Source organism: Pseudoduganella aquatica, assembly GCF_020865585.1.
In the GTDB taxonomy this organism is placed as follows: Bacteria; Pseudomonadota; Gammaproteobacteria; order Burkholderiales; family Burkholderiaceae_D; genus Rugamonas; species Rugamonas aquatica_A.
In genome coordinates, this window is record NZ_CP086370.1 from 3,030,859 (window position 1) to 3,048,878 (window position 18,020).

The following is an 18,020-nucleotide window of genomic DNA, read 5'->3' on the forward strand; positions in this document are numbered from 1 at the left end:
GGAATCGCGATTCTCGCACAAGCTTGTTAATATGCCTATTCCATCGCCAAGGGAGGGGCAGCATGAAAACCCAATACTACGCAGCGACCAGCCTGGACGGCTTTATCGCCACCGAGGACGACTCGCTGGACTGGCTGTTCCCGCTGGGCGAGGTCGGCCAGTCCAGCTATCCCGAATTCATTGCTGAAGTGGGTGCGCTGGCCATGGGGGCGACGACCTATGAATGGATGATGCGCAATGCGGACAAGGTCATCGCCGAGGTAGGCTCGGCCTGGCCCTACAGGCAACCGACGTGGATCTTCACCAGCCGCAAGCTGCCCGCCATCGAAGGCGCGGACCTGCGCTTTGCCAGCGGCGACGTGCGCAGGGTGTACGCCGACATGCAGGCGGCGGCGGGCGGGAAAAATATCTGGGTGGTTGGAGGAGGGGATCTTGCCGGCCAGTTCTACGACGCCGGCCTGCTGGACGAGCTGATACTGCAGGTGGGTTCGGTCACGCTGGGCAAAGGCAGGCCGCTGTTCCCCCGCCGGGTTCTGAGTCCGGTTCTGAGCCTCACATCCATGCGCCAGATCGGCACCAGCATGGCCGAGCTGCGCTACGACGTCCACAAGACAGCGCTCGAATAGCGTAGGGCAGGTTAGCGGGCGCCAGCCCGCGTAACCCGCCAATGTGCAGCCGGCAGCTTGGCGGGTTACGGCGGCTGGCGCCGCCTAACCCGCCCTACTATTCCTGGTCCTGCTGCTTGCGGTACACCAGCCAGCCCGCGACCGCCGTGAACGCGGCCACGATGGTGGCCACCACCCAGAATCCCGACGGGTCGTTCGCCATCGGCACGCCGCCCACGTTCATGCCCAGCAGACCGGCGATGATGTTGATGGGCAGGGCCAGCACGGTGACGATAGTCAGCACATACAGGCTCTGGTTGTTGCTCTCGTTGACCTGCGCCGCGATTTCCTCCTGCAGCAGCTTGATCCTCTCCTGCAGCGAGGCCATATCGTTCAGCACCACCGCGAATTCCTCGGTGGCCGCGCGCAGCTCCTCGCTGTCCACGTCCGCCACCCAGCCGGGCGGCTTTTGCAGCAGGCGGAACAGCGCCGCCGGTTCGGGCGCCAGCAGGCGGCGCAGGCGCACCAGCACGCGCCGCAGCGCGCCCAGGTCGGTGCGCTTGCGTTTTAATTTCCCCTGCAGCAGATTGTCCTCGATGCCGTCCACGCGGACGATGGCGTCGCGCACGATCTTGACCAGCGCGTCCGCCTGGTCGCGCAGCAGATGCGTCAGCAGCTCCACCGGCGAGCGTATCGGTTCGCCGCCGCGCACGGCCTGGCGCAGGCCCTCGATGGCCTTGAGCGGCTGGCGCCGCGCGCTGATGACCACCTGCCGGTCCACGCTCAGCCACAAGGTGGCGATGTCGGAGGGATCGAAGGAAAAGTCGTGCACCACGTCGTTGACGACGGCGATCAGCGCATTGTCGGCCAGTTCGATGCGGGTCGAGCGCTGGCCTTCGTGCAGGCTCTCATAGAACTCCTCGGCCAGCGTGACGTGCTCCTTCATCCATTTTTCCGTGGCGGTGTTGGCCAGGTTGAAGTGCAGCCAGATGAATTCCCCCTCATGGTGGCCAGGCTGCGCCAGCCATTCCTGCGCCGCGCCGGCTTCGATCGGCAAGGGCTGATGGTCGCGGCCGAACAGATAGCCGCAAACCAGGCCGGATTGGTCCGATCCGTAGGCAGGCGCGTTGATCAGCATGGGCATCTCCAAGGTTGAGTGCCGCAAGCATAGCAAACGGTTGTTACCTGTGGAAGTCCACCTGGAAACGCACCGGTCCGATCACCTCGACTTCGTGCAGCACGCGCGGCTCGACGATGCCCGGCTGCTCCGGCGTGAGCCGTATGGTTTCCCGTTCCGGTTCACTGATGTGGTACAGCAGCGCGCCCTCGAGGATGGTGATGCGGCCCCACACGCCGGCGGCGGTATTGTGGTTGCGCTGCAGGGCGCCGGGCACAGTGTGCTCGGTGAAAACGGCGGTGCTTTTGTAGTGAGCGACGTTGTCGGGCAAGGTCTTCATCATGGACTCCTGGTTGAGGTTTGAAGCCATTGTAGACCAAAATTCTTAAACATGCATTTTAAATGCTTGATTTATTGATGAGGCTGGACTACGATGGTTTGCATGGAAACCACCACCACCTTATTGCTGATCGCCGCCGCCGTGGCGGGTGTGCTGCTGCTGATATCGCTGATACGCATCTGGAACGCCTCGCAGCGGCTGCAGCGCATGATTGACTCGGCCTCGGACGCCATCATCACCATCGACGCGCGCGGCATCATCGAGACCGTCAACCCCAGTGCGGAGGAGATGTTCGGCTACCGCGCCCACGAAATGAAGGGCAGCAACGTCAAGCTGCTGATCCCCGGTCCGGACCACGGCCAGCATGACCACTACATCGGCCGCTACGTGCAGACCGGGGAATCCAAGGTGATGGGACACCGGCGCGACGTCTGCGCGCGCCGCAAGGACGGCTCGCGCTTCCACGTGCACCTGTCGCTGGGTGAGCAGGCCGAGCGCGGCGAGCGCAAATTCACCGCCATCATGCGCGACATCTCGGTCCTGAAAGCCACCGAGGCGGCGCTGCAGCAGGCCAAGGAGACCGCCGACGCGGCCAACCGCGCCAAGAGCGCCTTCCTGGCCACCATGAGCCATGAAATCCGCACGCCCATGAACGGGGTGCTGGGCATGCTGGAGCTGCTGGGACTCAGCCGCCTGGACGCCGAACAGCGCGCCACGCTGGAGCTGGTGGAGCACTCGGGCAAGGAGCTGTTGCGCATACTGGACGATATCCTGGACTTCTCGAAAATCGAAGCGGGCAAGCTGGAAGTGCAGTGCGAGCCGGTCGCCATCGGCGAGGACGTGGTGGAGAACATCTACCGCACCCACCTGGGCAATGCGGCCAGCAAGGACCTGCTTCTGGCGCGCCATGTGGACCCGCGCATCAGCCCCGCGCTGCTGGCCGACCCGCTGCGGCTGGGACAAATCCTGCACAACTTCACCAGCAACGCCATCAAGTTCACCGCCAGCGGCAGCGTGGAGCTGCGCGCCGAGCTGCTGCGCGTGGAAGGCGGGCGCGAGACGGTGCGCTTCACCGTCAGCGACACGGGCATCGGCATCGCGCCCGAGCAGCAGGCGCGCCTGTTCCAGCCCTTCGTGCAGGCCGAGGGCGACACCGCGCGCCGCTTTGGCGGCTCCGGCCTGGGCCTGACCATCTGCGCCGGACTGGCGCGCGGCATGGGCGGCGCCATCGAAATGGAGAGCACGCTGGGCAAGGGCACGCGCATGTCGCTCACGCTGGCGCTGGCCGTGGCCGACCCAAGGCAGCGGGACGTGGCGCCGGGCGCCGCCGCGCCCGCGTCGCCGGCCGCGCATGCGGCAAGCGCCGCCGCCGCATCGCAGGGTGCGCGCAGCGGCAGCCCGGTGCTGGTGGTGGACGACCATCCCACCAACCGCAAGGTGCTGCTGCGGCAGCTCGAAGCACTCGGTTTGCAGGCCGAGACCGCCAGCAACGGCGTGGAAGGGCTGCGCAAATGGCGCAGCGGCCGCTACGCGCTCACCATCACCGACTGCGAAATGCCGGAGATGGACGGCTACGCGCTGGCGCGCGCCATCCGCAGCATCGAACAGGAAGAAGGGCGCGCGCGCATGCCGCTGATCGCCTGCACCGCCAACGCCTACGCCAGCGAGATGAGCATCTGCTTCGCCGCCGGCATGGACGACTACCTGGCCAAGCCCACCGCCATCGCGGCGCTGGCGCGGATACTGGACAAATGGCTGCCGCGGCAAGCGCAAGACGAGCAGCTGCTCGACGCCGCCATGCTGGCCGAACTGGCCGGCGGCGACGCTGCCGCCAGCGCCGAGATCCTGGCCGAATTCGCCACTGCCAACGACAGCGACCACGCCGCGCTGGAGCGCGCCTTTGCGCGCGGCGACCTGCAAGCCATCGGCCGCATCGCCCACGCCATCAAGGGCGCCGCGCGCACCATAGGCGCAGTGCCCTATGCGCAGGCCGCCGAACTGCTGGAGCGCGCCTGGCGCGACAACGACCCCGGCGCCGCCGAGCGCGCCCGCAGCGCCTTTGAAGACGCCTACGCGCAGCTGAGCGCCCGCCTGCCGCAAGCCGTCAATTAGGAAGAACCCCCATGCCAACCGAAACCCTCAAGTTCCTGGTCGCCGAAGACCACAGCTTCCAGCGCAAATCGCTGGTGCGCATGCTCAAGCTGCTGGGCGCAGTGCAAGTGGCCGAAGCGGGCGACGGCGCGGCCGCGCTGGAAGTGCTGCAGCGCGCCGCCATCGATATCGCCATCGTCGACCTGAATATGCCAGGCATGGACGGCATGGAACTGATACGCCACCTGGCCGAGCTGCACAGTCCAGCGCACATCATCGTCTCCAGCGCGCTGGACCGGGCCTTGCTGGCCTCGGTGGAAACCATGGCGCGCGCCTACGGCGTGCACTTGCTGGGAGTGATAGAAAAGCCCGCCACGCCGGACAAGCTGCGGCAACTGATCGCGAGCTACGGCCCGGTGGCCGAAAGCCAGCGCGCGCGGCGTGCAGTGTTCAGCGAAGACGAGATCCGCGCGGCGCTGGAGCGGCGCGAATTCCTGCCGTACTTCCAGCCCAAGGCGAGGCTGGCGGACGGCGGTATCGACAGCGTGGAAGCGCTGGCGCGCTGGCGGCATCCGCAAGCCGGGGTGGTGGCGCCGGGCGCGTTTATCGACAAGCTGGAAGGGCTCGGCCTGATCGACGAACTTACCTGGCAGATGCTGGAGCAGTCCGCAGCGGCCTGGAAGGCGTGGGCGGCGCAGGGCATGGAGTTTAGAATCTCGGTGAACCTGTCGCTGTCCTCTCTGGAGCAGCCGGGCTACGCGGACCGCATCATCTTCTACCTCGCAGAACAAGGCATCGGCAGCCGGCATTTTGTTTTCGAGATTACTGAATCGACCGCCATGACGGACCTGCCGCACTGCCTGGAGAACCTCACGCGGCTGCGTATGAAAGGCTACGGGCTCTCGATAGACGACTTCGGCACCGGCTACTCCAGCCTGCAGCAACTGGCGCAGATCCCGTTCTCCGAGCTCAAGATAGACCGCTCCTTCGTCACCGGCGCCTGCGCCAGCGAAACCACGCGCACCATGCTGGCCAGCAGCCTCGACCTCGCAGGGCGTCTCGGCCTCAGCTCCGTGGCCGAAGGCGTCGAGACGCGGCAAGACTGGGCGTTGCTCAAGCGCATGGGCTGCGGCTACGCCCAAGGCTACTTCATGGCGCGCCCCCAAAGCGCAGCCGACCTCCCGGGCGCCATCGCGCGCTGGACCGAAACCCACCGCGCCCTCAGCGCCGCCGCTGCTTAGCGCCACCACCGGGGTCCGCCACCACCGGGGTCAGTTCTGTCATCACGCCATAATCCCGCTGGGGTCAGTTCTCGCATCACGTCATGCCGGAAAGCATGACGCGAAGCGAGAACTGACCCCAATTTTATATGGCGTGATGACAGAACTGACCCCGGCGGGGCGAAGGCTTATTGGGCGACGACTTTGCCGAAGTAGCCGTATTGCAGGCTGGCGGCGATGCGGCGGGCGACGGTGAGGAATTCGCCGGCCAGCGCCGGGGCGAACAGGCGGGCGGCGGTCATTTCAAACAGGGTGAGCCAGCGGCGGAAGTGCTGCGGTTCGATGCCGCTCAGCTGCATATGCGTGCCGAAGACGTTGCCCTGGAACTGCTTGGTGCCCATCATGACCGTGCTCCAGAAGTCGACCATGCGCGCCAGGTGCGGCTCCCAGTCGCCGCCGATGGCGGCGTCGAATACGGGCTGGAGCTCGGGATCGGCGCGCACGCCGTCATAGAATTCGTGGACCAGGGCGGTGATGGTGGCGGTGTTCAGTTCTTCGTACTGCATGGCTTAGTCTCGGACGGGGGCGGGTGGGGTGGGCGCGTTCAGCGCGGGGAATCGGTAGATGCACCAGCCTACGGCGGCGGCCACGGCGACGATGATGAGGAAGGCGCCGGTGAGCGCCTGGTCGTCTTTCAAATAGGCGTTGCAGAGCTGTTCGGGCACGTCCTGGTAGAGCATGCCACCAATGGCGGTCATGGCGCAGTAGTTGCCGAGGAAGAACAGCTGGATGACGATGTTGGCGCGCGCAATCGATCCGGGCAGCACGGCGCCCAGCAGCGCCCAGGAGGCGAACTTGGCCGCTTCGTAGGCTGGCATGGTGAGGCTGAATTCCAGCGCGCGCGGGATCATCCAGTAGCTGCTGATGAGGAGCAGCGCGGTGAGGCCGGTGAGGCCGTGCCGGTCGTAGCTGGCCAGCACTGCGCTGTTGCGCGCGGCGCGCCCGAACAGCAGCAGGCCGCCGAGGAAGATCATGGGCAGCTGCGCGACCATGTGGCCGAGCATGGTCTTTTCCAGCGCGCCGCGGAACAGGAAGGCGCCCGCCAGCAGCAGGGCGCCGCAGATTTGGCCGAACAGGCGCAGGCGCGGGCGGTCGCGTTGTTCGAGGACGTTGCCGGCGGCGTTGCTGGGGCTCATGGCGCGCCTCCTGCCATGGCGAGGGCGGTGTCGAGCGCACCCTTGCCGTCGGTGAAGTCGATAATGCGCGCCAGGCGGCCTTGCTGGTCGATCAGGTGGAAGGCGGCGTTGTGCTCGAATTCCCCCAGCGGCGCGGGCAGCACGACGATGCCGAAGGCGTCCAGCACCTGCTGGCGCTGCGCGGCGTCGGGCATGGCGAGGAATTGCCAGGTGCCGGGCTGCGCTTTCTGCTTGCCGGCGTAGCTGGCCAGCAGTTGCGGCGTGTCGCGCGGGTCGAAGCTGATGCTGATCAGGCGCACTTTGTCATGCAGGCCGCGCTGGCGCAGGCTGTCCTGCATCTGCTGCAATTCGGAGCCGAGCACGGAGCACATGGCGTTGCATTGCGTGTAGATGAAGGTGACGATGGCGACGCGCGCGTCGCTGCGCAGCGCTTGCTGCAGCGTGGCGGGCTGCGGCTGGCCGGTGGCGGCCACGACCTGGGCCACGGGCAGCGCGCGCGGATGGTCCGCTATGTCCAGGCGCCGCCCGGCTTCCGTGGAGATGACGCGGAAGCCGGAGGTGCCGGTGTACAGGGCGGCCGTGCCGGCTGCGGTCAGCAGCAGCAGGGCGGCGGCGGTGCGGTATTTACTTAAGTTTTTCCAGCTCGTCATCACCATTCCATGGGTCTTTGCGCTCTTTGCCTTCTTCGCGCGCGGCTTTCACCGTGTCGGGACTGACCTTGGGCGCGCTGTTGCCGAACTGGCTGCGGATGTGGCTCAGCACTGCGGCCACTTCGGCGTCGCTCAGCTTGTCCTTGAAGGCGGGCATCTGGCCATTATATGCGCTGCCTTTCACGGTCAGCTTGCCGGTGATGCCGTGCAGGACGATGTTGGCGGCCAGCGTATCCTTGCCGGTTACCCATTCGGAGGCGGCCAGCGGCGGGAACACGCCGGGCAGGCCGGCGCCGGTGGCCTGGTGGCAGGCGACGCATTGGGCGCCGTAGATCTGGGCGCCGTCCACGGCGCCGCCGCCACCGGCGTCGGCGGTCTTGCCCATCAGGGTGGACATGGTGCGGCGGTCGCCCAGGGCGGGGTCGTCGTCGCGCTGGGTGGTGAAAATGTAGCCTATGGCCCAGGCGAACACGGCGGTGACGACCAGCAGCACCAGCTTGGGCACCGGGCGGCCTTGTTCGTGCGGGTCGGCATTTTCGCGCTCTTGCGCGTCGTGCTGCGGGAGTTCGGTTTTCATTTGGCCGCTCCTTTCGCTGCCGCGGCCGGTGTCGGGGCTGCGATCACGGGGTAGGTGTGGTCCAGCCCTTGCAGGTAGCTGACCAGGTCGAGCATTTCCTGCTTGGCGACGACAATCTTGCCGGCCGGGTTGTAGCCGGGCGGAAGGTTGACCACGCGGTCGCCCGGTTCGGCGGCGTCCTTGATGTCGAACAGATAGGGGTAGGACGGCATGATGGAGCCGGGCGTGTAGGCGCGCGGCTGGTACAGGTGGCCCAGGTGCCAGTCGGCGCTGGGCTGGCGCGCGCCGATGTTGAACAGGTCCGGCCCGGTGCGCATGGTGCCCAGCAGGTGGGGCTTGTCGTAGAAGTAGTCGCCGGCCACCGAGGCGCGGCCCCAGCCGCGCTTGTCGTCAGGCGCCTGCGCCTTGTCGCGTGGCTGCTGCGAGTGGCAGTACACGCAGCCGTTGCGGATGTAGGATTCGCGTCCGCGCAGCTGGGCGCTGGTGTAGGGCTTGAGCCCGGCGGGCGCTTCGAGTTTGCTCAGCTGGATGTGGGGCACCACCACCAGCGCGGAAGTGGCCAGGGCCAGCGTCACCATGGCGCCGCCCAGCAGTTTCAGTTCGTCTTGCATGCTTATGCTCCCGCCAGGTTGGTGGCCTGCGCGCCGGCGCTGCGGGTGTGCAGCAGGGCGGCGCCGATGCGGCGCGGGCCGTTGCGCAGGGCCATGGCGGCGAAGTGGCCGGCGAACACGATATGCCCCAGCGTCATGATCGCGCCGCCCACCGAGCGGCTTTGCAGGTAGGGGATGGTGACGGCCACCGAGTCCATGAAGGACTTGGAGGCGTCCAGCATGGCCAGGCCTTGCAGCCAGCCGCCGGTCGTCAGGCCGATGAAGTAGATGGAGAAGCCCAGCACCACCAGCCAGAAGTGCACCGCGATCAGGCTGGGGTAAGGCCATTCCCAGGCCATGATGCGCGGCATGACGAAGTAGATGGCGCCGAACATGACCATGGTGAAGAAGCCGTACAGGCCGAGGTGGGCGTGGGCCACCGTGAAGTGGGTGAAGTGGGCCACGGTGTTGACGGCGCGCAGCGCTTCCACCGAGCCCTGGATGGAACTCAGCGTGTACATCATGCCGCCCAGCACGATGAAGCGCAGCGTGGGCGAGTAGATCAGCTTGGAGAAGTAGCCGCGCATGGTCAGGTGCTGATTGATCGAGAAGGAGATCACGGGCACCACCATCATCACGCTTTGCACGATGGAGAGGGTGATCAGCCAGCCGGGCACGGGGCCGCCTATCAAGTGGTGGCCGCCGACCTGGCCGTAGAAGAAGGCCAGGGTCCAGAAGCCCAGCAGCGACAGGTTGTACGACTGCACCGGGCGGCCGATGATCTTGGGCAGGAAGTAGTAGACCGAGGCCAGCGCCATGGGCGTGTAGAACAGGCCCAGCACATTGTGGCCGAACCACCAGTTCATGGCTGCCTGCTGCACGCCGAAGTGGACGGCGGGCAAGTTGCCGATCAGGAACAGGATGGGGAACCAGAACAGGGCCGCGCCCATGTACCAGACCGACACATACAGGTGGTGCACCTTGCGGTTTTGCAGCGTGTACACCAGCGGGAAGCCCACCAGCGCGCCGCCGGCCACCAGCAGTATGTCCACCTGCCAGGGGATTTCCAGCCATTCCATGCCGTCGTTCAGGCCGGCGGCGATGCAGCCCAGGCCCGCGATCAGGCCGGCGTTCCACAGCATGCAGCCGAGGATGGCGTAGCGCGCGCCCACCAGCGGCGTCTTGAGCAGGCGCGGCAGCAGCCAGATGGCGACGCCGAACGCGGCCATGGGCGCCCAGCCGTAGGCCACGGCGTTCAGGTGGATGGTGCGGATGCGGCCGAAGGTGAGCCAGGCCTGCTGCACCAGCCAGTCCGGTTCGTGCAGCTTGATGGAGCTGGTGAGTCCGGCCAGCGAGGCGACGATGAGCCACACCATGGCGCAGGCCAGGAAGACGAAGCAGACAAAGGCGCTGGAACGGTCGGCTTCGATGCGGTCGGCCAGTTCCTGGTTCTGCGCGGCTTGCTGTTCGGGGTTGAGCACAGCCTTGGTTTCGCCGGGCACCGGCTTGGCCAGCCCGGCTCGCTGGGTGGCGCTGGCGGCGGGTTCTTCGCCGTGGCCCAGCTCGCCGGTGGAGAAGATCACGTGGGCGGCGGCCGATTCCTTGTCGAACATGCGCTTGCGCAGCGACCAGATGAACACCAGCAAGCCGGTGACGGACAAAATAAACGAGGAGAGCAATATGGTCACGGTGTCCATGATGGGCGTCTACCTTTCCTGATTTAAACTACAACAAGTGTCACAGAAAAAGGGATCCGTGTCTTTATTGAAAATGGGAGAACAATGAGCTGAACGAGCAATAAGCTATATAATGAATGCTACATTAGGGCTGGACTTAAAGCAATACTTTGTATGCATGTTTAAATTCTGGATGGCCACGCCATGAGACTGACTTCGTTTACTGATTACACGCTGCGCTCGCTGATGTATCTGGGTATGAACCGCGACAAGCTGGTCACGATCCAGGACATTGCGGACCTGCACAAGATTTCCAAGAACCACCTGACCAAGGTGATCCACCAGCTGGGCGTGATCGGCCTGGCCGAGACGGTGCGCGGGCGCAACGGCGGCCTGCGGCTCAAGCGCGAGCCGGCCGACATCAATATCGGCGCCGTGGTGCGCGGCAGCGAGAGCGATTTTTACATGGCCGAGTGCTTCGACGGCGAACACAATACCTGCGTGTTCAACGGCGCCTGCTTCCTGAAGACCAAGCTGGAGGAGGCGACGGACGCCTATCTGAAGGTGCTGGACGGGGTGACGCTGGCCGACTTGCTGCCCAAGCGGGGCGCGCCGGCGGAAGCGCAGCCGCATCCGGTGCAGCTGCATCTGGCGGCCAAGGCGGAAGCCTAGACCAGCATGGTCGCGTTCATGGCCTCGGCGTCCTTGCCGGCCTGGGCCAGCAGTTCTTCCATCATTTCTTCGTCGATAAACAGGTCGATCACCGATTCGGAGTGGGGCGGCAGCTCGCGCGGCGCGGCCTGCAGCGGGGACGCCACCGGCGACAGGTGATTGGCCAGCAGCAGGGTGTCGAGCAGGGTTTCCGGCGGAATCTGCAGGAAGCTGTCGCGCATGCCCTGGATGGCGGTGCTGACCGGCTCGGGGATGTTCAGTTTCTTGAGCACTTCGCGGGTGATGATTTCCTCGCTGGCGGGCTGCCAGTTTTCCGGGTCGTCTTCCAGCAGGCCGGGGAATTCATCGGCGCGCGAGAGCAGGTAGAAATTGCCCACTTCGTGCACGATGGCGGCAAACAGCGCCGTGTCCGGATTGGTGTAGGTGACGTCGCGCGCGATGATGCGGGCCAGGCAGGCCACGTGCACCGTGTGCTGCCACAGCTGCTCGGCCTTGGCGCGCAGCTCCGGGTCGGCGATCTTGCTGCCGAACTGGCGCACCACCATGGCGGCGGCCAGCGCGAACAGGTTGTGGTAGCCGATGCGCATGATGGCGGCACGCACATTGGTCACTTCCGGGCCATTGGTGCGGTTGAACATGGCCGAGTTGGCCAGCGCGACGGTGCGCGCCGCCAGTTGGGGCTCGGCCAGCACCAGGCGGATCGCTTCGTCGATGGGACACTCGGGGTCGTCTAGCGCGAGCTGAACGCGCAGCGCCGCGTTGACGCTGGTGGGGAAGACCAGATCGCCGCGTATCGCCAGGGCGGCGATGTGGCCGTAAGCTTCTAGTTTATTCATGTAAAAAATTATACGCAGGGCGCGTGGGCCGCACAACGGCCAATCGCACCCGGCGTCCGCCGGTGGTGCCGGCACAACGGCGAGCGCGGCCGTGGCATGGCGGGTTACGGCCTCCGGCCTAACCCGCCCTACAGCATCGTAGCGTAGGGCGGGTTAGCGGAGCGTAACCCGCCGGTGCTTCAGCGGCTCAGGCGTTGGCGAGCTGCGGCGCGCGCTGGCCGGGCTGCTTGCTGTAGCGGCTGACGGACAGGTCGTCGGCAAAGATGGCCGGGCGCTTGGCGGAGATAATATCCGCCAGCAGCTGCGCCGAGCCGCAGGACATGGTCCAGCCCAGCGTGCCGTGGCCGGTGTTGATGAACAGGTTGCGCACGGCGGTGGGGCCGACCACGGGCGTGCCGTCCGGCGTCATCGGGCGCAGGCCGGTCCAGAAGGTGGCCTTGGCGGTGTCGCCGGCGCCCGGGAACAAGTCGTTGACCACCATTTCCAGCGTTTCGCGGCGGCGCGGGTTGAGGCGCTTGTCGAAGCCGGCGATCTCGGCCATGCCGCCCACGCGGATGCGGTCGTCAAAGCGGGTGACGGCGATCTTGTAGGTTTCGTCCAGGATGGTCGAGGTGGGCGCCTTGGCGGCGTCCACGATAGGCACGGTGATGGAGTAGCCCTTCAGCGGATACACCGGGATCTTGACGATGTCCTGCAGCAGCTGGGTGGAATAGGAGCCCATCGCCACCACGTAGCTGTCCGCCTGCACCAGGCCGGCGTCGGTCAGCACGCCCTTGATCTCGCCGCCTTCCATGACCAGGCTGTCGATCTCGGTGTTGTAGCGGAACTTCACGCCCAGCTCCACCGCCATGGCGGTCAAACGGGTGGTGAACAGCTGGCAGTCGCCGGTCTCGTCGTTGGGCAGGCGCAGGCCGCCGACCAGCTTGTCCTTGTCCAGGCCGGGTTCGGCGCTGAGCAGCTGCTCGCGGGTCAGCAGTTCGTAAGGCACGCCGGTTTCCTTGAGCACGTCGATGTCCTTGGCGGCGCCGTCCAGCTGCTGCTGGGTGCGGAACAGCTGGGTCGTGCCTTTCTGGCGGCCCTGGTATTCGATGCCGGTGGCGGCGCGCAGCGCCTTGAAGCAGTCGCGGCTGTACTCGGCCAGGCGCACCATGCGTTCCTTGTTCACGGCGTAGCGGTCGGCATTGCAGTTCTGCAGCATCTGCCACATCCATTGCAGCTGGAACAGGGTGCCGTCGGGCGTGATGGACAGCGGCGCGTGGCGCTGCAGCATCCATTTCATGGCTTTCAGCGGAATGCCGGGCGCGGCCCACGGGGAAGCGTAGCCGGGCGAAATCTGGCCGGCGTTGGCGAAGCTGGTTTCCTGCGCGGAGGCGGGCTGGCGGTCCAGCACGGTCACGTCATGGCCTGCGCGGGCCAGGTAATACGCGCTGGTGACGCCGATGACGCCGCTGCCAAGAATGACGATACGCATAACGCTTCCTTTGTGGATGAGTTTTTATGGCTTGTGCCAGATATAACGCTATGATAAGTTTGTTCTACTAGTGTTTGTTACTATAAAAATTCAACAATTCAGTAAAAAATCATGCGTATTCAGAAGGATTCCGTCCGCATCCTGGACAAGATGGACCGCAAGATCCTGCGCATCCTGCAGGAGGACGGACGCATTTCCATGAAGGATTTGAGCGAGCAGGTTGGCTTGTCGATCACGCCGGCCATCGAGCGCGTGAAGCGCATGGAGCGCGACGGCGTCATCACGGGCTACCATGCCCGCATCGATCCGCCGGCTCTGGGCGCCAAGCTGCTGGTGTTTGTGGAAATTACGCTCAACACCAAGTCGGCCTCGATGTTCGAGCAGTTCCGGCGCGAGGTGCTGCGCATACCGGAGGTGCAGGAGTGCCACCTGGTGTCGGGCGATTTCGACTATCTGATCAAGGCGCGCATCCACGAGATGGCCGAGTACCGCAAGCTGCTGGGCGAGATGCTGCTGCAGCTGCCGGGCGCGGCGCAGAGCAAGAGCTACGTGGTGATGGAGGAGATCAAGGAAACGCTGTTCCTGTCCACCGAAGCGGTCTAGCACACGATTGAGCGTTATCAAGGTTGCCACATTCTCCGGGCGAACTATAATGATCTCGACCGGGCGGCAGCCATGCCAGCCCTCGGATCCAATGTGAGCCGGTATGCCGGATGCCTTGAAATTGTTCCCACGAGTACTGGATGGATGCTGAAAAACCCTTAGAAATCCGCACGCTGGACGAGCACCTGTCGTCCGATCAGAGCTTCGGCTCGGCGCTGGCGCGTACTGTTGGGGCGCTGGCGGCAGCCGATGGCACCGTCACCCTGGGCCAGTTTGCCGCCGTCGCCGACCTGGCGGGCGAAGGCAAGGCCTCCGCCGTTTTCACTGCATTGGTATTGAACGCGATCGAGTCCGGCGTGAGCGTGGACTGGGCACTGAACGCGCTGGCGCGCTGCTCGCCCGAAGTGGACCAGCAGACCCGGGACAGCGCCTACACCATGCTGCGTCCGCTGGTGGCGCTGCAAGGCCCCAAGGCGCGCGCGCTGGCGCAGCGCGTGGCCAGGGCGCTGGGCGTGCGCCTGCGCACCGATGAACTGGCCATGCTGCCGCCGGAAGACGAACGCGGCCTGCTCAGCAGCCTGGGCCAGCAGGCGCGCAAGCTGGTGGCGGGCCGCAGCCTGGCCGACGTGGTGGCGGACTTCGGCCGCAGCACCGGCCACGTTGAGCTGCTGGACGGCGCGCGCCGCTTCCAGAGCGGCAAGCTGGACGACGACCAGCTGCGCGGCATGGTGCGGCAGGCTACGGCCACCATCGTCCAGGGCATAGGCGCTTACCAGGAGCTGGCCGCCTCGCTGGCCGCGTCCGCCTCCAATGCCGAGCGCATGATGAGCGCCGCGCTGGAGTTGCGCGCCCAGGTGCAGCAGCGGCTGGCGCTGGTGGATGCGCGCGTGGCCTACGAGCGCAGCACCCTGTTCCAGGACATCGACGACGCTGTGCACGATGCGGGCAACGCCATCGAGCTGGCCATCGCCGACCGCCTTGCCACCGACCAGTGGAAAGAGGGTGAGGTGTGGGAAAGCATAGGCCGCAACCAGTTCGGCCAGGAGATGGAGCGCCGCCTGGACCGCGTGGTGCGGCGCAAGGAGGAGGCGCTCAAGCTGATGCAGCACGATCTGCGCCTGTTCCAGTCCGGCATGCGCCTGGGGCAGGCCAGCGTGTTCCAGCGCGAGCACCATGCCGCGCTGGCCAGGCTGATGCCCGGCTTGCGCATCGGCACGCGCATCGTGAACACGGTCGATACCGCCGCCAGCCTCACGCTGATGGGCGGCGCGGTGGCGGCGGCGGGCACCGGGACGGTGGCTTATCTGTTCGGCGTGGCGGTGGTGATGCCGGTGCTGGCGCCGGCCGCGCCTTTCGTAGGCGGGGCGGTGTTGCTGGCGGGGGCGTTCAAGTGGTTCAGCGACGGCGGCAAGCGCAAGCGTTCGGAAATCCGGGACAAGCGCCGCGCCTTCGAGGACGAGCTGCGCGCGCGCCTGAAAGTGGCGGAGCAGTCCTATCTGGCGCAGCTGGACCAGGTGTCGCTGGGCTTCCACGAGTCCGCCCGGCAGATGCTCACGCCGCTGCTGCTGGAGGCCGAGGCGGCGGGACGGGTGCAGGGCATGCGCGAGCGCATCGCCGGCAAGGTGATCGCGCAGTCGCAGGCGGCCATCGAACAGCTCGAGAACCACCTGCGGCAGCAGGCTTAGTACATCTTTCAGTGCGCCACTTAGTGGACCATATTGCGCGCGATGATGGAGTCCGCCGCCGCGCTGGCCTGCGGTAGCGGCTGGGCCAAGGTGCTGGTGCTGTAGATGGGCGCTTGCGGCATGGGGCTGCCCAGCATGGCGCCGTCGGTTTTGCTGATATCCACCTTCACCGTGGTCGACAGGCCTATGCGCAGCGGATGCGCGGCCAGCTCTTTGGCGTCCAGCGCAATGCGCACCGGCACGCGCTGCACCACCTTGATCCAGTTGCCGCTGGCGTTTTGCGCGGGCAGCACCGAGAACGCGCTGCCGGTGCCGGCCGACAGGCCCAGCACCTTGCCGTGGTATTCCACCTTGCTGCCGTACAGGTCCGCCTCCACCGTGGCGGGCTGGCCGATGCGGATGCTGCGCAGTTCCGATTCCTTGAAATTGGCGTCCACCCACAGCTGGTCCAGCGGTACGATGGACAGCAGCGGCATGCCGGGCGTGATGCGCGCGCCCACCTGCACGCTGCGCTTGGCCACGTAGCCGGACACCGGCGCCACGATGGCGTTGCGGCGCGCAGCCAGCCAGGCTTGCATGTAGTCGGCGCGCGCCGCCTGCACGGCGGGGTGTTCGGCCAGCGCCACGCCGGCCACGCCCGCGTGCGCGGCCTCGCTCTGCTTCAGCGCCACCTCGATGGCCGCCTGGGCGTTGGCCACGGCCTGGCGCGCGTGTTCCACGTCCTCGCCGGAGACGGTATGGTCGGCCGCCAGCGGCAGGCGGCGCGCCAGGTCGTCCTGCGCGTTTTTCAGGGCCAGCTTGCGCTGGGTGACGGCGGCGTCGAACTGGCCCACGTCGGCATAGCGCTGGCGTTCCTGGCGCACGGCGGCGCCGAGGCGGGCCTGGGCCAGCTCCAGCGCCACTTCCGCGTCCACCGGGTCGAGCTTGACGATTTGCGCGCCGGCTTGCACCAGCTGGGTTTCGTCGGCGCGGATCTCGGCGACATTGCCCGCCACCTGGGAGGACAGCGTGACGAGGTTGCCGCCCACGTAGGCGTTGTCGGTCTCCTGCTGCCTGGACAGCACGGTCTCGTAGTAGAAGGCGTAGGCCGCGCCGGCGGCGACGAAGGCCAGGGTGATGCCCGCCAGGACGCGGACACGTTTCTTGTTGTTGGCTGGGGTTGGGGTGGCAGTGGTCATGGCTCGGCTTATTTCAGGGTGAATGCGGTATCGGCGCGGTAGCCGCCGCCGAGGGAATGGATCAGGGCGACTTCGGCTTGCAGCGAAAGCTGTTGGAGCTGCAGGGCCGCGTCCTGCTGGCGCAGGGCGTTCAGGCTGGCGTTGAGCACGGCGCGCTGGCCGGCCAGACCGCCCGCCAGCTTGGCTTGCGCGGAGCGCAGCAGGGACTGGGCGCTGGCGCTGGCGGCCGCTTGTTCGGCGGTCTCCGCTTCCAGCGCCTGGACGGCGGCCGCGTCCTGCGCCACGTCGCGCACGGCGGCGACTACGGCGCGGTTGTATTCGGCCACCAGCGCGTTGCGTTCGCTGCGCGTGCCTTCCAGCTGTGCCGCCAGGCGCTTGCTGTCGAACAGCGGCAGCGTGATGGTGGGGCCGGCGAACAGCGTGCGGCTAGGCGCTTCCAGCAGCCGCTCGAAGGAGATCGAGTTGAGGCCGGCGGCGGCGCTGATGTTGATGTCGGGATAGAACGCGGCCTTGGCGGCGTCGATGCGGCTGAGCGACGCTTCCACGCGCCAGCGCGCCGCTTGCAGGTCCGGGCGGCGCGCCAGCAGCTCCATGCCGAGGCGCGACGGCAGCGCGTGCGGACCGGCGGGCAAGGCGCGCGGCTGCAGCGCGGCCAGCAGCTGCGCTGTGGTGGCGCGCGGCGCGGCATCGGCCGCAGTGCCGGATGCGCCGGCGCCGGGCGCGTTGTCGCCGCCGAGCAGGGCGCGCAGGGCTTCGCGTTCGCGCAGGTTGTCGCCGTCGAGCTGGGCGAGCTGCTTCCTGAGCTGCGCCAGTTCGCCGCTGGCTTGCCGCTCTTCGTCGCTCACGCCCAGGCCGCGCGCGATGCGCTTGGCGGCGTCGTCGATCACGGCTTGCTGCGCAGTGGCCAGCTGCGCCAGGTTGGCGCGGCGCGCCCAGCCGCCCTGCAGGCGGAAGTAGCTTTGCGCGATGGCGGCGGCCAGCGCGCGTTCCGCTTGCGCGTAGTCGGCCTGGTGGGCGTGGACCTCGCCCGCCGCTGCCGCCACTTGCGCCTTGTTGCGGCCCCACCAGTCGAAGTTGTAGCGCGCTTCCACGCGCACGGTCTCCTCGGTGAAGTAGCTGCCGCCTATGGGCGCGGGGAACAGGCCCGTGGCGGAGTAGCGCTGGCGGTTCATGCCGCCGTAGACGCCGGCTTCCAGCCCGGCGGCCGAGCGCGTGCGGTCCAGCGTGGAGTGCGCGGACGCGATCTGCGCGGCAGCGGTGTCCAGATTGGGATTGGCGGCCAGCGCGGCGGCGATCAGGCCGTCCAGCTGCGGGTCGCCGTAGCTGCCCCACCAGCGCGCTTCGGGCCAGCCGTCGCGGGCCAGTTTGATGTCTTCCGCGATGACGGTGGCGGCGACGTCACGCTGCGCCAGCGGCGCATTGCGTTCGGCCGGTACGTGGGCGCAGCCGGCCAGTGCGCAGGCGAGCGCGGCCAGCGTGGTGAGTTTGGGGAGTGTGATTTTTTTATTCATGT

18 protein-coding genes are annotated in these 18,020 nt (G+C 66.7%); 6 read left to right on the plus strand and 12 right to left on the minus strand.

The genetic code is table 11. The features are described from left to right. Window positions 1-62: 62 nt before the first annotated feature. On the plus strand, window positions 63-626 hold the full coding sequence (locus KT882_RS13500) for a dihydrofolate reductase family protein (RefSeq protein WP_228896182.1): 564 nt from the start codon (window positions 63-65) through the stop codon (window positions 624-626). 97 nt (window positions 627-723) lie between these two features. Here KT882_RS13500 and KT882_RS13505 read toward each other — a convergent pair whose 3' ends face one another. Both KT882_RS13505 and KT882_RS13510 read right to left on the minus strand, forming a co-directional pair. Next, window positions 724-1,749, minus strand: coding sequence for a transporter (locus tag KT882_RS13505; RefSeq protein WP_187358761.1), 1,026 nt, complete (start codon window positions 1,747-1,749; stop codon window positions 724-726). Between the two features lie 37 nt (window positions 1,750-1,786). Next, window positions 1,787-2,065, minus strand: coding sequence for a DUF1971 domain-containing protein (locus tag KT882_RS13510; RefSeq protein WP_228896183.1), 279 nt, complete (start codon window positions 2,063-2,065; stop codon window positions 1,787-1,789). Between the two features lie 99 nt (window positions 2,066-2,164). On the opposite strand from KT882_RS13510, the gene KT882_RS13515 reads away from it, so the two are divergent. Then, complete coding sequence (locus KT882_RS13515; RefSeq protein WP_228896185.1) at window positions 2,165-4,174, plus strand: PAS domain-containing hybrid sensor histidine kinase/response regulator; 2,010 nt, start codon at window positions 2,165-2,167, stop codon at window positions 4,172-4,174. Between the two features lie 11 nt (window positions 4,175-4,185). Continuing rightward, window positions 4,186-5,394, plus strand: coding sequence for an EAL domain-containing response regulator (locus tag KT882_RS13520; RefSeq protein ID WP_228896187.1), 1,209 nt, complete (start codon window positions 4,186-4,188; stop codon window positions 5,392-5,394). Between the two features lie 167 nt (window positions 5,395-5,561). Here the strand turns inward: KT882_RS13520 and KT882_RS13525 are convergent, their stop codons facing one another. From KT882_RS13525 to KT882_RS13550, 6 genes are read right to left on the minus strand one after another with little or no spacing between them, the layout of a single operon-like run. Beyond that, window positions 5,562-5,939, minus strand: a complete 378-nt coding sequence (locus KT882_RS13525) for a group III truncated hemoglobin (RefSeq protein WP_161073531.1) — start codon at window positions 5,937-5,939, stop codon at window positions 5,562-5,564. A gap of 3 nt (window positions 5,940-5,942) precedes the next feature. Continuing rightward, window positions 5,943-6,569 carry a hypothetical protein gene (locus KT882_RS13530; RefSeq protein ID WP_228896189.1) on the minus strand — a complete coding sequence of 209 codons (627 nt, stop codon included), beginning with the start codon at window positions 6,567-6,569 and terminating at the stop codon, window positions 5,943-5,945. Then, on the minus strand, window positions 6,566-7,219 hold the full coding sequence (locus KT882_RS13535; RefSeq protein WP_161073533.1) for an SCO family protein: 654 nt from the start codon (window positions 7,217-7,219) through the stop codon (window positions 6,566-6,568). Before KT882_RS13535 ends, KT882_RS13530 begins: the two co-directional genes overlap by 4 nt. After that, complete coding sequence (locus KT882_RS13540) at window positions 7,194-7,796, minus strand: c-type cytochrome (protein ID WP_161073534.1); 603 nt, start codon at window positions 7,794-7,796, stop codon at window positions 7,194-7,196. Before KT882_RS13540 ends, KT882_RS13535 begins: the two co-directional genes overlap by 26 nt. Further along, window positions 7,793-8,407, minus strand: a complete 615-nt coding sequence (locus tag KT882_RS13545; protein ID WP_161073535.1) for a cbb3-type cytochrome c oxidase subunit II — start codon at window positions 8,405-8,407, stop codon at window positions 7,793-7,795. Before KT882_RS13545 ends, KT882_RS13540 begins: the two co-directional genes overlap by 4 nt. Before the next feature lie 2 nt (window positions 8,408-8,409). Further along, window positions 8,410-10,083: a cbb3-type cytochrome c oxidase subunit I gene (locus KT882_RS13550; protein WP_161073536.1), complete on the minus strand. Its 1,674-nt coding sequence runs from the start codon at window positions 10,081-10,083 to the stop codon at window positions 8,410-8,412. Window positions 10,084-10,266: 183 nt separating this feature from the next. Here KT882_RS13550 and KT882_RS13555 point away from each other — a divergent pair, with 183 nt between their 5' ends. Next, window positions 10,267-10,734, plus strand: coding sequence for an RrF2 family transcriptional regulator (locus KT882_RS13555; protein ID WP_161073537.1), 468 nt, complete (start codon window positions 10,267-10,269; stop codon window positions 10,732-10,734). On the opposite strand, the gene KT882_RS13560 is transcribed toward KT882_RS13555, so the two are convergent. Next, window positions 10,731-11,570, minus strand: a complete 840-nt coding sequence (locus KT882_RS13560; RefSeq protein WP_161073538.1) for an HDOD domain-containing protein — start codon at window positions 11,568-11,570, stop codon at window positions 10,731-10,733. The genes KT882_RS13555 and KT882_RS13560 overlap by 4 nt on opposite strands. A gap of 187 nt (window positions 11,571-11,757) precedes the next feature. Continuing rightward, window positions 11,758-13,041, minus strand: coding sequence for a D-amino acid dehydrogenase (locus tag KT882_RS13565; protein ID WP_228896191.1), 1,284 nt, complete (start codon window positions 13,039-13,041; stop codon window positions 11,758-11,760). Between the two features lie 111 nt (window positions 13,042-13,152). Here KT882_RS13565 and KT882_RS13570 point away from each other — a divergent pair, with 111 nt between their 5' ends. Both KT882_RS13570 and KT882_RS13575 read left to right on the plus strand, forming a co-directional pair. Continuing rightward, window positions 13,153-13,644 carry an Lrp/AsnC ligand binding domain-containing protein gene (locus KT882_RS13570; RefSeq protein ID WP_161073540.1) on the plus strand — a complete coding sequence of 164 codons (492 nt, stop codon included), beginning with the start codon at window positions 13,153-13,155 and terminating at the stop codon, window positions 13,642-13,644. Between the two features lie 140 nt (window positions 13,645-13,784). Continuing rightward, the gene (locus KT882_RS13575; protein WP_228896193.1) at window positions 13,785-15,329 is read left to right on the plus strand and encodes a hypothetical protein; all 1,545 of its coding nucleotides are present in this window, start codon (window positions 13,785-13,787) and stop codon (window positions 15,327-15,329) included. 20 nt (window positions 15,330-15,349) lie between these two features. Here KT882_RS13575 and KT882_RS13580 read toward each other — a convergent pair whose 3' ends face one another. Continuing rightward, window positions 15,350-16,507 (minus strand): HlyD family secretion protein, encoded by a 1,158-nt coding sequence (locus KT882_RS13580; protein ID WP_161073542.1) that lies wholly within the window; start codon window positions 16,505-16,507, stop codon window positions 15,350-15,352. 8 nt (window positions 16,508-16,515) lie between these two features. Beyond that, entirely contained in the window at window positions 16,516-18,018 is a 1,503-nt protein-coding gene (locus tag KT882_RS13585; protein WP_228896195.1) for an efflux transporter outer membrane subunit, read from the minus strand. Window positions 18,019-18,020: the final 2 nt, after the last annotated feature.

What these genes read in the sequence shown, in the direction of transcription:
- KT882_RS13500 (WP_228896182.1), top strand. Translation starts at nt 63, where the DNA reads ATGAAAACCCAATACTACGCAGCGACCAGCCTGGACGGCTTTATCGCC.
- KT882_RS13505 (WP_187358761.1), bottom strand. Translation starts at nt 1,749, where the DNA reads ATGCCCATGCTGATCAACGCGCCTGCCTACGGATCGGACCAATCCGGC.
- KT882_RS13510 (WP_228896183.1), bottom strand. Translation starts at nt 2,065, where the DNA reads ATGATGAAGACCTTGCCCGACAACGTCGCTCACTACAAAAGCACCGCC.
- KT882_RS13515 (WP_228896185.1), top strand. Translation starts at nt 2,165, where the DNA reads ATGGAAACCACCACCACCTTATTGCTGATCGCCGCCGCCGTGGCGGGT.
- KT882_RS13520 (WP_228896187.1), top strand. Translation starts at nt 4,186, where the DNA reads ATGCCAACCGAAACCCTCAAGTTCCTGGTCGCCGAAGACCACAGCTTC.
- KT882_RS13525 (WP_161073531.1), bottom strand. Translation starts at nt 5,939, where the DNA reads ATGCAGTACGAAGAACTGAACACCGCCACCATCACCGCCCTGGTCCAC.
- KT882_RS13530 (WP_228896189.1), bottom strand. Translation starts at nt 6,569, where the DNA reads ATGAGCCCCAGCAACGCCGCCGGCAACGTCCTCGAACAACGCGACCGC.
- KT882_RS13535 (WP_161073533.1), bottom strand. Translation starts at nt 7,219, where the DNA reads ATGACGAGCTGGAAAAACTTAAGTAAATACCGCACCGCCGCCGCCCTG.
- KT882_RS13540 (WP_161073534.1), bottom strand. Translation starts at nt 7,796, where the DNA reads ATGAAAACCGAACTCCCGCAGCACGACGCGCAAGAGCGCGAAAATGCC.
- KT882_RS13545 (WP_161073535.1), bottom strand. Translation starts at nt 8,407, where the DNA reads ATGCAAGACGAACTGAAACTGCTGGGCGGCGCCATGGTGACGCTGGCC.
- KT882_RS13550 (WP_161073536.1), bottom strand. Translation starts at nt 10,083, where the DNA reads ATGGACACCGTGACCATATTGCTCTCCTCGTTTATTTTGTCCGTCACC.
- KT882_RS13555 (WP_161073537.1), top strand. Translation starts at nt 10,267, where the DNA reads ATGAGACTGACTTCGTTTACTGATTACACGCTGCGCTCGCTGATGTAT.
- KT882_RS13560 (WP_161073538.1), bottom strand. Translation starts at nt 11,570, where the DNA reads ATGAATAAACTAGAAGCTTACGGCCACATCGCCGCCCTGGCGATACGC.
- KT882_RS13565 (WP_228896191.1), bottom strand. Translation starts at nt 13,041, where the DNA reads ATGCGTATCGTCATTCTTGGCAGCGGCGTCATCGGCGTCACCAGCGCG.
- KT882_RS13570 (WP_161073540.1), top strand. Translation starts at nt 13,153, where the DNA reads ATGCGTATTCAGAAGGATTCCGTCCGCATCCTGGACAAGATGGACCGC.
- KT882_RS13575 (WP_228896193.1), top strand. Translation starts at nt 13,785, where the DNA reads ATGGATGCTGAAAAACCCTTAGAAATCCGCACGCTGGACGAGCACCTG.
- KT882_RS13580 (WP_161073542.1), bottom strand. Translation starts at nt 16,507, where the DNA reads ATGACCACTGCCACCCCAACCCCAGCCAACAACAAGAAACGTGTCCGC.
- KT882_RS13585 (WP_228896195.1), bottom strand. Translation starts at nt 18,018, where the DNA reads ATGAATAAAAAAATCACACTCCCCAAACTCACCACGCTGGCCGCGCTC.